11 protein-coding genes are annotated in these 14,749 nt (G+C 47.7%); 4 read left to right on the top strand and 7 right to left on the bottom strand.

Annotation, left to right across the window (positions count from 1 at the left end; genetic code table 11):
- Positions 1 to 12: 12 nt before the first annotated feature.
- Genes LGS26_RS06190 through pilM form a run of 3 tightly spaced genes read right to left on the bottom strand, consistent with a single transcriptional unit; the run spans position 13 to position 2,444 of the window.
- Positions 13 to 762 (bottom strand): type IV pilus inner membrane component PilO, encoded by a 750-nt coding sequence (locus LGS26_RS06190; protein WP_237887964.1) that lies wholly within the window; start codon positions 760 to 762, stop codon positions 13 to 15.
- A complete protein-coding gene (locus tag LGS26_RS06185) occupies positions 763 to 1,359 on the bottom strand; it encodes a PilN domain-containing protein (protein WP_237887962.1) in 597 nt (198 codons plus the stop codon).
- Between the two features lie 2 nt (positions 1,360 to 1,361).
- Positions 1,362 to 2,444: a type IV pilus assembly protein PilM gene (gene pilM / locus LGS26_RS06180; RefSeq protein WP_237887960.1), complete on the bottom strand. Its 1,083-nt coding sequence runs from the start codon at positions 2,442 to 2,444 to the stop codon at positions 1,362 to 1,364.
- 300 nt (positions 2,445 to 2,744) lie between these two features.
- On the opposite strand from pilM, the gene lepA reads away from it, so the two are divergent.
- A complete protein-coding gene (gene lepA / locus LGS26_RS06175; protein WP_237887958.1) occupies positions 2,745 to 4,541 on the top strand; it encodes a translation elongation factor 4 in 1,797 nt (598 codons plus the stop codon).
- 6 nt (positions 4,542 to 4,547) lie between these two features.
- On the top strand, positions 4,548 to 5,333 hold the full coding sequence (locus LGS26_RS06170; RefSeq protein WP_237887956.1) for a prepilin peptidase: 786 nt from the start codon (positions 4,548 to 4,550) through the stop codon (positions 5,331 to 5,333).
- A gap of 213 nt (positions 5,334 to 5,546) precedes the next feature.
- Here LGS26_RS06170 and LGS26_RS06165 read toward each other — a convergent pair whose 3' ends face one another.
- Positions 5,547 to 7,871 (bottom strand): heavy metal translocating P-type ATPase, encoded by a 2,325-nt coding sequence (locus LGS26_RS06165; RefSeq protein ID WP_237889885.1) that lies wholly within the window; start codon positions 7,869 to 7,871, stop codon positions 5,547 to 5,549.
- Between the two features lie 94 nt (positions 7,872 to 7,965).
- Positions 7,966 to 8,793, bottom strand: a complete 828-nt coding sequence (locus tag LGS26_RS06160) for a prenyltransferase/squalene oxidase repeat-containing protein (RefSeq protein ID WP_237887954.1) — start codon at positions 8,791 to 8,793, stop codon at positions 7,966 to 7,968.
- 374 nt (positions 8,794 to 9,167) lie between these two features.
- On the opposite strand from LGS26_RS06160, the gene LGS26_RS06155 reads away from it, so the two are divergent.
- Both LGS26_RS06155 and LGS26_RS06150 read left to right on the top strand, forming a co-directional pair.
- A complete protein-coding gene (locus LGS26_RS06155; protein WP_237887952.1) occupies positions 9,168 to 11,867 on the top strand; it encodes a glycosyltransferase in 2,700 nt (899 codons plus the stop codon).
- 205 nt (positions 11,868 to 12,072) lie between these two features.
- On the top strand, positions 12,073 to 12,933 hold the full coding sequence (locus tag LGS26_RS06150) for a YihY/virulence factor BrkB family protein (RefSeq protein WP_237887950.1): 861 nt from the start codon (positions 12,073 to 12,075) through the stop codon (positions 12,931 to 12,933).
- Here the strand turns inward: LGS26_RS06150 and recO are convergent.
- Both recO and LGS26_RS06140 read right to left on the bottom strand, forming a co-directional pair.
- On the bottom strand, positions 12,919 to 13,698 hold the full coding sequence (gene recO / locus LGS26_RS06145) for a DNA repair protein RecO (RefSeq protein ID WP_237887948.1): 780 nt from the start codon (positions 13,696 to 13,698) through the stop codon (positions 12,919 to 12,921). The genes LGS26_RS06150 and recO overlap by 15 nt on opposite strands.
- Positions 13,699 to 13,712: 14 nt before the next feature.
- Positions 13,713 to 14,729, bottom strand: a complete 1,017-nt coding sequence (locus LGS26_RS06140; RefSeq protein ID WP_237887947.1) for a peptidylprolyl isomerase — start codon at positions 14,727 to 14,729, stop codon at positions 13,713 to 13,715.
- Positions 14,730 to 14,749 lie beyond the last annotated feature (20 nt).

Below are 14,749 nucleotides of genomic sequence, written 5' to 3'. Positions count from 1 at the left end.
TTGTCACCCTTGTTATTTGCCATTATTTTTTTTATTTTTGGCTGCGGCTGCAATAGCCTTTTGTTCATCTTCACTCAAAAAACGGAAGGTTGCCGCCTGGCATTTCACATCAACAATCCACCCCCCGCCACCTTGGGTCTCAACCCAGGCATTGTCGGCGGCGCTGTCCGCTTTATCTCCAGGGTGCGCTGGATGCCGCTGACCCTTCAGGCTCCAGACATCTCTACCCTGTCTGGGATTGTCCATGCTTATCTCTCTCATTTGAACTATCCGGCCCATGCGGCTTACTTTGTCAAAAAATCCCATAATGTCAAAAAATGAACCAGTGAATTCCATCTTGACAGGTATAACCGCATAAAATCTTTCCAAAACCTCAGTCTGCGGACTAAAGAGATTAAATTCAAGCCTGGCGTCGTTTCCCAAGTTTGATATCTCGGTCAATACCGATGGAATGTCTTTCTTCTCGGGCAAGAGCCTCAAGGCCTCGGATAAAAGGGTCTGCATCGACCTGAGCTCCTCTTCGATCTGAGGGATCTTCGCCTTTTGGATCTCAAGCCTTGTGACTTCATCTCTTAATCTGGGGATATCTTCTGACAATCTCGTCAACTCCTGGAGGTCACCGGAGATGATGAAAAACCAAAAAATCGCTATCGGAATCACCCAGGAACCTGCCAGGATCACCAATTTTTGCCATAGTTCCAGGTTTAAAACAAATTGCAGAAACCTCTGAGGTATCTCAAATTTTATCTTGCCTGTTTTCACTTATATTCCCTTCTTATCCTCTTTCCTGCCTTTGTCCTTTTGAAGCATATCTCTTGCCGTCTTGACGCCTAATTGGATCTCAAAATCCATAAGTTTATGGCCTTGATAATCAGCCCGTTTTGTATCTGTAAGGTTGACCGCATAAAACATCGGCACGGTCTCAAGACGTTTCATGAAAAGGGCTACCGTCTGATTGTCCATTGCCACGCCGTTCAATTTCATTATCTGATCATTTAGAAATATCTTTGTCAGCCAAAGCCTGTCTACGGGTATCGACCCAACCATCTTGTCCAAGGCCTCAACATCCCTCGTCCTGTCTTTCTGTAATGCCTCGATCGCGCTGAACTTTTCTTTAACGATCTGTCGCTTCTTTTCCACCTCGACTAATGCCCTATTTACATAGATAAGATGCGCCTTTGCCTCGGTCAATGAATTAAGCTCCTGTCTAAGCGAATTCAGCCGGCCTTGAATGGTTATCCATATCCCACCGAGGATGGTCAAGAGCAGAATAAAGGAAAGTGAAAATATTGATACCTGTTTCCTGACAGACTCTTTTCTGCACCACTCTCTTACAGGTAGCAGATTGATCTTTATCATCTTTATGAATCCCTAAGCGCGAGCCCAAGGGCTATCGCCATTTGAGGCGCTATTGAATATGCATAGTCGATATCTATTGATTTATCAAAAACCACGCCCTGAAACGGATTGAACACCAAGGTCTCAAGGCCGGTAATCTGTGATATCTTGTCTGGCAAACCCTTCATGAGCGAGGCCCCGCCACTTAAATAAATACGTCCAGGCCAATCTTCTTCAGGCGAATTGGAGCAGTGAAAATCTAGTATCTTCTTTATCTCTTGGCCCCATTGATTGCAGATCTCGTCGACTATAAGGGAAAACTGCCTCATAATCCCTTCTTCAGGACCTCCAGCCATCTTGATCTTTTCAGCCTCCTCAAATGAAATCCCACCCGCCTCCTGAAAGGCCTCTGTTATCTGTGCACCGCCCATCGATATGTCTCGCGCAAAAAGCGGTATCCCATGGTTAACTATATTTAAATTTGTCTTGCGGGCGCCTATATCCACTAAACACACCGGATCAGTTACACTGTAAACGCCTTCAAAAGAATTGCTCAAGGCGAATGCATCTATATCAACCACTGCTGGCGTAAGGCCAGCATCCTGCATCAAGGCCGCATAACTGTCGACTATCTCCTTCTTTGCCGCTGTCAGAAATATCTCAGTCCCTTGCTTTCTTGGGATTTCCGCATCGGATGATCTGAGCATGTGGAAATCCATATAGACATCGGTTATCTCAAACGGCACGTAGTTCTCGGCCTCTATATCAAGATTCTCTTCTATCTCTTTTTCATCTGTGTACGGGACACGAACCTTTTTGACGATTACGGAATAGCCCGCGATTGACGTGGCCGCGAGTCTGGATTTTGGTTTGAGGTTGTCCAAAAGGGCCTTCAAGACATCTGTCAGTGCCGCCCTGTCTTCTGCTATGATACCGTCTTTAATTGCACCAATCGGGACAAGTGCACGTCCCATTTTCTTGAGAATGACCTTGTCGCCGCTTGCAACCAATTCGATTATCTTTATGGAATGAGAACCTATATCAACACCAAGCACATGGCTTTTGGTCTTTCTGATTAAACTCAACGGCAATGACGGCAATTTCATAATGACCAGCACTTAGACATGGCGACTGTCTAAATTATTTTTTTATATTTATGTTATTGTCTTTTATTCTAATTCGGCAAATATTTTCTAATCTTTAAAAATTGATGGTCTTGTAAAAAGTCGTTATATACTATAACTAAGCAAAAATCGTCAAATGCAAGACGCGCAGATCCTAAGAAATAAGGCGTACTTCCTGTGCACCGCAGTGACGAAAGCTGTAGCGCAGCACGGCACTCGGCGACTTTCTGCGACGCCATCAAAATTTATCCTTCACCAAATAAAAAGTAAAGGGATGATACCATGACAGATCTTGAATGCATACGTAATTTTTGCATCATAGCACATATAGATCACGGAAAATCCACACTGGCCGACAGGATCCTGGAGATCACCGGCGCAGTAACCTCAAGAGAGATGCGTGAACAATACCTTGACAAGATGGATATTGAAAGAGAAAGGGGCATCACTATAAAATCTCAGACCGTAAGGCTGAATTACAAGGCTGACAACGGCCATCATTATATATTTAATCTTATAGATACACCAGGGCATGTAGATTTTTCCTATGAGGTTTCAAGGAGTCTTGCCGCATGTGAAGGTGCACTAGTGGTTGTTGACGCCACACAGGGCGTGGAGGCACAGACCCTTGCAAATGTCTATCTTGCCCTTGAAAACGACCTGGAGCTCATCCCGGTCCTGAATAAGATAGATCTGCCAAGCGCAGATCCCAAAAAGACAGCAAAAGAGATAGAAGACATCATTGGGCTTAACTCATCCCAGGCCCTTATGGCAAGCGCAAAGACCGGGCTCGGTGTAAAAGAGATACTCGAAGCGATCGCGGCAAGGATCCCGCCGCCGAAGGGTGATCCCAATGCCCCTTTGAGGGCCCTAATCTTCGATTCCTGGTTTGATTCTTATCAAGGCGCGGTGGTGCTCATCAGGGTAGTTGACGGGGTGCTCAGGCGCGGGATGCGCATTCGCATGCTCGCCACAGGTCAAACATACGAGGTAGAAAGGCTAGGGGTATTCACCCCAAACCCAGAGGATGTAGAGACGCTTTCTTCGGGTGAAGTAGGTTTTCTGACCGCGGCCATAAAGCAGGTGAGAGACACCAAGATCGGTGACACTATAACAGAAGATAGGCGCCAGGCGGCTAAACCACTTCCTGGCTTTAAACCTGTAAAGCCCATGGTCTTTTGTGGCCTCTATCCAGTAGACTCGGCTGAATATGATCAACTGAAAGAAGCGGTTGAAAAACTCTGGCTTAACGATCCAGCCTTTTCATACGAGCCGGAGAGCTCAACCGCCCTTGGTTTTGGTTTTAGATGCGGCTTTTTAGGCCTATTGCACATGGAGATAATCAAGGAACGCCTGGAAAGGGAATATGGCCTGCCGATCATAAGCACCGCCCCATCAGTCTCATATGACGTTCATCTCACCAGTGGAGAGGTATTGCACATACACAACCCGGCTGAGATGCCGAGGGCAGACAAGATAGCGTTCATCGCCGAACCTTATGTAAGAATGGAAATATACCTACCAAGGGAATACGTCGGTCCCATTATGTCACTTTGCGATGAAAAGAGGGGTAGGCAGATCGACATACGCTACATCACGGAAAGCAGGGTTGTACTCAAGTATGAATTGCCGTTTAACGAAATAGTACTTGATTTCTACGACCGTTTAAAATCAATCACAAGGGGCTATGCCTCTATAGACTATGAACCTATAGATTATAGGCAGGCAAAACTCATAAAGATGGACATACTAATTAACAAACAGCCGGTAGATGCCCTTTCTATTATAACGCATCAAGATAAAGCCTACTACCGAGGAAGAGATATTGTTGAAAGACTTAAAAAAGAAATACCAAGACAACTTTTTGAGGTTGTAATTCAGGCCGCAATAGGTAATAAGATCATAGCCAAAGAACGTATAGCACCACTTAGAAAAGATGTTACAGCTAAGTGTTATGGAGGTGATATAACACGAAAAAGAAAACTTCTTGAAAAACAAAAGGAGGGTAAAAAACGTATGAAACAGGTGGGGCAGGTTGAAATACCACAGGAGGCATTTTTAAATGTGCTAAAGGTATAGAAGATTATGAACCATTTAAATGACATATTGTTGCAAATTTCTATCTTTCTAGTTGGGCTTTGCATAGGAAGTTTTTTAAATGTCTGTATCTGCCGCATTCCGGAAGGGCGATCTGTTGTCAAACCTGGTTCGGCATGTATGAAATGCGGACACAGACTTACCTGGTGGGAAAACATCCCAATTGTGAGTTTCATTATATTGAGGGCAAAGTGCAGCTCATGCGGCGCAAGGATATCATTCCAGTATCCTGTTGTAGAGGCGCTTACAGGCGTGACAATCCTGCTGCTATGGCGAAAATTCAACTTGACCCCGGACTTTTTCATCTATTCATGCTTTGTGGCAACACTGATTATCATCACATTTATTGATCTTGAGCACCAGCTAATACCGGATGTCTTATCGCTGCCGATGATTGCCCTGGGTCTAATCTCATCTTTCTTCTTAGCCGATCTTAAATGGTATGACTCCCTTATCGGCATACTTTTGGGAGGAGGGGTGTTGTATCTGGTGGCCGGGGGCTATTATCTCCTTACGCACAAGGAAGGCATGGGCGGCGGGGACATAAAGCTCCTCGCGATGATAGGGGCGTTTCTGGGCTGGAAGGCCATACCGCTTGTGGTATTTATAAGTGCGGGGCTTGGATCGGTGACAGGGATCGTTCTCATCCTCATGCAAAAGGCCGAGCGACGTACAGCCATACCCTATGGCCCTTTTCTGGCATTGGCAGCTATGATCACCATCTTCTACGGAAACGAACTCACCGCATGGTATCTCAATCTTTCGCAAGGTTAGTGCTGCGGATCAGATATGATAGACCCGTAAAAAGTCAAAATTGGGATGGCTGGAACCCACTGTAAAACGAAAATTCGGCTTCAGACAAGGCGCGAGGAAGACAAAAAACATGTAGAAGGCAGACCCCTGTGTCTACCCTCTCTGTATGTGAGCATTTTTCGCCAACAAGCAACGCAGCATCAAGCCGAAATCCTAAGTTATACAGCGAGTTCATCAGATATCGAGCCTCTTAAGCCGTAAGGCATTGGTAATGACGGACACCGAGCTGAAACTCATGGCCGCGGCTGCGATCATTGGGCTCAGGAGTATGCCAAAAAATGGATAGAGCACACCTGCCGCGACCGGAACGCCGAGGGAGTTGTAAATAAATGCAAAAAACAGATTCTGACGGATATTGCGCATAGTTACACGGCTCAGCCTCCTTGCCTTTACGATACCCATGAGATCGCCTTTTACCAAGGTTATGCCTGCGCTCTCCATCGCGACGTCCGTCCCTGTGCCCATTGCTATCCCGATATGAGCCATAGCAAGAGCCGGGGCGTCGTTTATGCCGTCGCCCGCCATGGCTACAATCCTGCCCTGGTCTTTAAGCCTCTTTATCACCTCATTTTTTTGTTGCGGCAGGACCTCTGCCTCAATCCTGTCTATGCCAAGCCTGCGTCCGACGGCCTCAGCCGTGGTGCGGCTGTCCCCAGTGAGCATGACCAGATCGACCCCGTCCTCACGAAGCGCCCTTACGGCCTCGGCGCTTGTCGCCTTTATCGGGTCGGCCACACCCAAAATCCCGCAAAGACGCCTGTCCACAGCCACAAATATAACTGTCTCACCCTCGGTGCGACACCTCTCGGCCTCATCAAAAAGCGGCCTCACATCAAGGCCTAACCCTGCCATCATATTCTGATTTCCAAGCGCGACCTCTCTGCTGCCGATCCTGCCGATTATGCCCTTACCAGGAACGGCCTTAAAATCGCCAACATCTGCCGGCTCAAGGCCGCGTTCCATCGCCCCCTTAATAATCGCATCAGCCAGCGGGTGTTCGCTTGAACGCTCAAGCCCGGCGGCCCATCTTAAGACATCATCTGCATCAAAACCCTCCAAGGCCTTTACGCCCATGAGCTTCGGCCTCCCTTCAGTAAGGGTCCCGGTCTTGTCAACAACAAGGGTGTCAACGCGCTCCATGACCTCAAGGGCCTCGGCATTTTTTATAAGGACCCCAGCCTGCGCCCCCCGGCCTGTACCGACCATTATGGACATGGGCGTTGCAAGGCCAAGGGCGCACGGGCAGGCTATAATCAGAACGGCTACGGCGTTCAGGATGGCGTAGGCCATTCGAGGTTCTGGCCCGAAAAGGGCCCAGACCGCAAATGTTATAACAGAAGAGAGTACCACTGCGGGCACAAAATAGCCTGCAACCATATCAGCAACCCGCTGGATAGGGGCGCGGCTCCTCTGGGCCTCACCCACCATCTTTATGATCTGCGCAAGCAGTGTCTCGCTCCCCACCCGCTCCGCCTCGACAAGGAGGGTACCGGTGGTGTTGATGGTCGCGCCTATCACACTGTCCCCGGCCCCTTTTTCAACCGGCATGGGCTCACCTGTAATCATGGACTCATCCACATGACTTGCGCCCTCAACAACCCTTGCATCCACAGGTATCTTTTCGCCAGGCCTCACCCTCAGGCGGTCTCCGATTCTGACTGCATCAAGGGACACATCTTCTTCAGAACCGTCAGGGCGCACCAGTCTTGCCGTCTTGGGAGAAAGCCCCAGAAGCGCCCTTATCGCACCGCTTGCGCCCTTTCTGGCCCTGATCTCAAGCACCTGGCCGAGAAGGACAAGCGTCGTTATGACACCAGCTGCCTCAAAATATACAGGGACCTGGCCGCCTTCCGTGCGGAATGATGGAGGGAAAATATCCGGAACCAGGGTTGCGACAAGGCTGTAAATCCATGCGGTACCGACCCCGATCCCGATAAGAGTGAACATATTTAGATTGCGGCTTGCTACAGACTGAAAGGCCCTCTCCAGAATGGGCCAGCCGCACCAAAAGACGACCGGCGTTGAAAGGATGAGCTCGACCCACGGACTTAAGGCCATGGGCAGAAACCCGCCCAAAGACATGCCGTGACCCATATGGGACATGGCTATTACAAACAGGGGCGCAGTAAAGACCAGTGCAAGCCAGAAACGCCTGGTCATGTCTTTTAATTCCGAATCATCTTCCTCCTCAAGGCTGAAGGTCTCCGGTTCAAGTGCCATGCCGCACTTCGGGCATATCCCCGGCCCTGCCTGTCTCACCTCGGGGTGCATGGGGCAGGTATAGATAGCGCAAGGCGGCGCCTCTTCCATCCCACTTTTTTTGCGGTCCGGGTCAAGATACATATCAGGGTCTTTGGCGAATTTTATTTCGCAGCCCTTGCTGCAAAAATAATAGGTCTTTTGGTCATAGATGTATTTAAATGGTGTTTTACCGGGATCCACCGTCATACCACAGACAGGATCTATAGCAGCTGAAACAGCAGGCCCCTTCATGGCCATTGGACTCTGAAGCCTGCCAGACCCACAATGGGGACAGGCATCTATTTTTATGCCTTTCAATTCATCCATGGCTCAATTCTCCTTAATTTTATTGTTATTTACTCAACCAACGGCTCAATGCAATAAGCGAAAGACTTGCCACGGCGTGCCATGTTGCGTCAAGAAAAGGAGCGGCCGCCCCCTTTCTGGCAAAACCACCAACCGCTGTATGACAGCCCATTATAAAATCGAATGCGGCATCCGCGTCTTTCGGGGCAACACCGAGAGATAAAAGGGTGTCCAGACAAAAATGGCAATTTTCTATATAAGATGTAGTTTGTGGTAAAAAACCGAAACCACCGTCTTCATTCTGACAATCCTTGAGCCATTGGGCCATCTTGATTTCATCAAGCTCGATTCCGCAACCTATCCTCGCAAGATATAGACCCATACGCGCCTCATCAACAGTCCGCCATGTAAAATACCTAGGACCTTTTGAAACGATACCGACAAATGCTGATCCTGCATCCAGCACCTCATTCAATATCCTTGCAAGATAATACCATCTTTGCAGGGAAAAAGGCGTGTTTAGCTGTGCAGACACATAAGATAAAATGGCGTCGTCGTCTATATCGAGGCCGATGATACGAAGGCATTTGAGGAACCGGAAAACGGTCTTCGGGTCGTCGGGAAGCGAATGGAAAGGGATGGAAAAATAGCGCAGAAGGGCGCCGTCTTCTTTTGGGTAATAATCTGGGGTCACTGTACAATGGCGGTAAAATTTGTCGATAAGCCCGAAGATGTTGACGGCGTGATATGTATCTTCGATAGTGGCTGGAAGCCTCGGAGTAGCAGCGAATCCGCCAGTATCCTTACGCCTTGCCAATACAAAAGAAGAGACAGAAGGCAAGATGTCAATTGTTTTTAATAAATGATTCGGCATCAATGGCCTTCCTTAATAAAGGGCCTATCATAAAAAAAATATCTTGTTATTCCTATACAAACCTGTCTACAGTAAACTGAGAACCAGCGAAACTAAAACAATTTCCTTTTTCTGAACAGATAAACAAACTCTGCCGGAATATGGATAAATATGGATATTTAGATATGTTAGATATGCCTAAAGCCAAACAAATTAAAAAAAACCACTGGACAAGTTTTAAAAAAGTGCTAGCATTGGACCTACATTAATTATACTAGAAGAAAAATTTTTTAAAAGACGCCATAACTAGATCTAACATCTAAGATAAATTCACATCTCAAGATCGTTACTCTATGACCAATCGGTCAAACTAACCCATAGAAACGGAACAACCCATGTCAAAAAAGATGCTATTGATCCCTCATCTAAAGGAGTTATCCGCCAAGATAGCAAGGACTGTCTTGACCTGCGGCAAAAAATTAGGAAGGACGGGCACATTGATCCTACTGTTCATCCTCGGGGGGAATCTCCTCTTATGGGCCGGACTTAATCGACCGGTACAGGATGAACCATGGAACGGCATCGTAGCCGGTGTCTCTTATTCACCTTATCAAAAATGGGAAGACCCGTTCAAGGACAAATTTCCAACGGTAGTAAAAGAGATGGACAGGGACTTGGCCCTCCTTAAGGGTAAGGTCTCGAGCATCCGTACATACTCATCAATAAACGGCATGGAGGAGGTCCCGCGCCTTGCCAAAAAATACGGCCTTACTGTCACGGCAGGGGCATGGCTTGACAAACGTCCTGCCAACAATGAACGCGAGATAGCGAACCTAATAAGAAGCGCAAAGAAATACGACAATATAGAACGGGTCATTGTGGGCAATGAATCAGTGCTGCGCGGAGACCTTACTGTACCGGAACTCATCCGATATATCGAAAGGGTGAGAAAAGAGGTTAAGGTCCCTGTAAGCACTGCTGAACCGTGGCATGTGTGGCTTGCCCACAAAGAGCTTGCCCAACATGTGGATTATATAGCCATACACGTCCTTCCTTACTGGGAACGTGTGCCTGCGGAACGGGCGGTCGACTGGGTCATGAGCAGATATGAACAGGTAAAAAATGCCTTTCCAGGAAAACACATACTGCTCGCCGAGGTGGGCTGGCCAAGCGCCGGCTCCAGGCGCGGGCCTGCAAAACCAAGCGTCATCAACGAGGCGAAATTCGTCCGCGAGTTTCTAAACGTGGCAAGCCGACAACAACTTGACTACTTTATAATGGAGGCGTTTGATCAGCCCTGGAAACTCCCACTTGAAGGCTCTGTCGGTGCACACTGGGGCATCTTTAATGTAGAGCGCCAGGCTAAGTTCCCGATGCAGGGCGACATCCTTGAGAATCCACTCTGGCCCATGGAAGCAGGACTCGCATTCGCCTTGGCCATCTTTCCCATCCTTTGGTTTTTCATACATTTTAAAGAGATACGACCCCTGGGCCAGGCAGTCTTCGCCTTTTTGATACAGGCTGCTGCCTCTTTAATGGCGTGGACGGCCTTTGTGCCAATAGTGGACGATCTCCCCTTGTTCAGCGAAATCATGTGGGGCGTACTCCTTCCAGCCCAGTTCGGTCTCCTTATGGTAGTGCTGATAAACGGCTTCGAGATGACAGAGATGATATGGAAACCGAATTTGAGGCGCCGTTTTCTGTCTTACAATGGATCTAATGACAGATATTGGCCTATGGTCTCACTGCATGTCGCCGTCTGCAACGAGCCTCCAGACATGGTCATACAGATGCTCAACTCCCTGGCGAGGCTCGATTATCCAATCTATGAGGTGCTTGTAATAGACAACAATACTTATGATGCAAGGCTGTGGGAGCCTGTCAAGAAACACTGCAAACATCTGGGACGCAGATTTAAATTCTTCCACCTTGGCAGATGGCCTGGATACAAGGCCGGGGCGTTAAATTTTGCCTTGACTCGGACAGATCCAAAGGCTGAAATCATAGGCGTGGTAGACAGCGATTATATAGTACAGCCAAACTGGTTGAGGTCGCTTGTTCCGCATTTTGACAGGCCGTCCGTCGGCTTTGTCCAGGCCCCGCAGGACCAAAGGGGATGGGAGGGGAACCTATTTAAAGAAATGTGCAATTGGGAATACAATGGCTTTTTCCATATTGGCATGGTGCACAGGAATGAACGGAACGCCATTATCCAACACGGCACCATGACGCTCATAAGGAAAAAGGTGATCGATAAAATCGGCAAGTGGTCTGAATGGTGTATATGCGAAGATGCCGAGTTCGGCATGAGACTGCTCCATGCTGGCTATGAATCTGTATATGTAAATGAATGTTTCGGCCGCGGACTCACGCCTGACACGTTTGCCGGTTATAAGGGTCAGCGCTTCCGCTGGGTATATGGTGCCATGCAGATAATAAAACACCATTGGCGGTGGCTTGTACCCGACCTTAAAAAGGGACGGGGTCTAACCATGGCCCAAAAATATCACTTTGCCATGGGTTGGCTGCCATGGTTTGCCGACGCCCTACACATGATATTTACCTTTGCAGGGCTGTGCTGGACCGCTGGACTGGTTGTATGGCCGCAATATTTCGAGTTTCCGCTTGCGGCATTCATCGTCCCGACCCTTGGTATATTCGCCTTCAAGATCACGCACAGCCTGGCCTTGTACAAGACACGTGTTCCATGTACCCTGCCCCAAAGGATAGGGGCTGCTATAGCAGGCATGTCCCTGACGCACACGATCGCCAAGGCGGTCTTCCGCGGGTTGATTACATCCAAACAGCCTTTTTTGCGAACCCCAAAGGACGAATCAAGACCGCCATTAATACAGGGAATACTCATGGCGCGCGAAGAAGGGCTTATGTTTCTCTTGTTGATGCTGGCGGCGTGCAATATCTTCGTATTCTACGGCGGCAGCGACCTTGAGGTGTTGACCTGGATCGCAGTATTGCTTATACAGTCCATTCCATATCTGGCGGCGATAATCGTATCTGTAGCAAGCACTGTTCCGACACTCGCCGATTTCAAGACATGGCTGAATGTCAAACGTCCACAGATGCAACGGATATAACGGATATAAAAGACCACACAAAAATCCTTTTTCTCTTAAAAGCAAAAGGCCGGGCGGCTTACAGCCAACCGGTCTTTGTATCTCGCGGAAGTTTGCCGCCTGCTCTTTGACCCAATACACAGGGTCAGATATAAACAGTACCTTGTACGATATCCATTCATGGTGTAGGGATCTAAACTAGAAATTTCCAAGAGGGATTTGTGGTATGCGATATACTGCCATGTCGATGCAGCTATCCAAGGATATCTGGCTGACATTGAAGTTGGCATCAAAAAAATTCATCGACGACCGCTGTATAATGGCTGCACAGGCACTTACCTATACAACCATCTTCACGTTGATCCCGGCCCTTTCCCTTTCCTTCTCGCTATTTCATTTTTTCTTCGGCGATCTGACATATCTTGAACCACTACTCTTCAGATATCTTTCAGAAATACTTGCACCAGGCCGCCAAAAAATCGTATTCGAGACCATAGAAAATCTTATCCAAAAGACACAAGAGGCCCCCTTGGGTATGTTCAGCTTCTTGTTCTTCTTTCTTATAGCGGTCATGCTTGTAATAGAACTTGAAGATATATTGAACCACATATGGAAGGTCAAGAGCCGCAAACCCTTTTGGCGAAAAGGGATAGTATATCTAACAGCCCTTACATTTGTCCCGATGCTGATCGCCATGCCCGTCATAGCAAGGGCGTTTCTCGCATCACACGAGCTGGCGCTGTTAGTCTTAAAATACCTTCATATATTCAAATTACTAAGGCTTGCGCCGTTATTTTCTATCTGGATATTTCTTTGGTGCATCTATTTTTTTATACCTGACACGAAAGTCGAATCCCAAGCGGCTGTTGCCGGGGCCTTGAGCGGCGGCATCCTTTGGCTCGCTGCGGCGAAATTATACAGCATCTACACCAGAAAGGTCTTCATATATTCCATTCTTTATGGATCTATAGGCGCTATACCTGTCTTTCTACTATGGCTCCTCATAAGCTGGATGGCGATACTCTTTGGCGCAGAGGTCTCGTACTCGTTTTCATTCAGGCGCAGCCGCACTCTACCGGCCGCCTAAATGCCATGAACGCCTTTCACACCCCTCTATAACATGATATGCAAGCGGGGTCATATGCAGACGGTATGAATGGAGCGCCTTGATCAAGGCCCATGCCTCTGTCAACGCCGAATCGGAGATTATAAGCCTCCCAAGTGCAGTTAAAGGCCTTTGTTGAATGTGATGGAGGGTCTTGAGCGTACCGAGCGAGACTACCCTTGCCTCGCTCCCCCTGTTGGCACAGCCTTCACATATAAAACCGCCATCTTTAAGCGTTACTTGGACGATTTTACCTACCGGAACGTCCTTGCACATAGAACATTTTGTCCAGTCAGGGGCATAGCCTACAAGACCCAAGAGTTTCACTTTAAAAAATAGCGCGATCTTTTTGTGAGACGATGTCGAATCCAACGCCTTCAGACACCAAACAAGGAGATGAAAGACCTCTCTGTGCGGATCGAGCTCCCTTGTCCACCTATCCACCATCTCGCAACAAAGACTGGCCATGCAAAAGAGCTGCATATCCGCCCTGATAGCTGGAAAGCTTTCACATACCTCTGCGGCATCTACATGGCCCAAACCGTCTGTGCGGGGCGGCACAACACCAAGCCTTATCAACGTAAATGGTTCAAGGACGTTTAAAAAACGACGGCGGCTCCTCTTTGCACCTTTAGCTACAGCTTTGAACTTACCGTTTCCAGGCGTATAAAAGGTAACAAGCCTATCGGACTCTCCAAGATCGCTTACAGAAAGGATAACCGCATCTGTCTTCAAGATCCCGTGCATCTAAATATCTTAGGTTAAAGGAGTATCCTTATAGTGGCCTTTGATCTTAAATCATTCAGCCATTCTTCAAATCTCGCATTCAATTTTTTACGATAAAGTTCCTCACGGATAGTCTCCATCTTCTCTTTATCGATCTGTCCTGCAGGATTTTTGGTGATCTCCTTGACCCCCACAATCTGGAAACCCTGTGGGCTGTTTATTATGCCCGTAAACTGACCGGCCTTCAGTTTGCAGACCGCATCCTGTATCTCTTTGGACATATCTCTCTTTGCAAATGTGCCGAGATAGACACCTGCCTTATCAAGAGGCGGATATGAATATTCCTGCGCAACATCTTCAAAGTTTCGGCCCTTCTTTAATGCATCCAGGGCCTCTTCCGCCCTTTTTCGCGCCTCATCCTTTGATCTTGGATCACCTGGATCTCTGGGTGATATCAGCACCTGTTCCAATACATAAAATACGTCTCCACCGGATCCTTTGTTTTCAAAGGAAGACCCTTGTCCGTTGCGTTTAATATATGAAAGCACCTCTTCATCGGTCACGACGATCTTCGAATGGACTTGAGAAGCTACAAGCTGTGAGTTTTCAATGCGTTTTTTTATATCGTTACTATAGTCCTCCCATTTAATGCCGTCGGAAGAGAGTTTGTTCTTCAGATCATTCAAAGTCATATTATTTTCTTTGCATATCCTGTCGATTGCAAGATCCACCTCTTTGTCGCTGACCTTGATGCCAAGTCTCTTGACTTCGGCCTCGACAAGACGCTCATCTATTAACTGTGCAAGGACCTGTTTGAGTATCTCTTCCTTTTTGCCCTCTCTTTCATCCTGTGCAATGTCACTTGTCATATACTTTTTAAGTATCGGCTCTGCATATCTCTCCAACTCAGAGAGGGTGATCACGTCCCCATTGACTACCGCCGCCACCCTGTCTATAACCACACAAAGGGCATCTTGGGTCCAGAAAAACAGGACAAGGACAGTGACAAAAAATGCGATCAAGGGAAATGGTGCGTCTTGCAGTCTTTTCATAGGTTGTTTATCCTTTTTGA

Origin of the sequence: Dissulfurimicrobium hydrothermale (assembly GCF_022026155.1) — a bacterium.
Lineage (GTDB): Bacteria > Desulfobacterota > Dissulfuribacteria > Dissulfuribacterales > Sh68 > Dissulfurimicrobium > Dissulfurimicrobium hydrothermale.
This window is presented reverse-complemented; position numbering and strand designations above follow the sequence as displayed.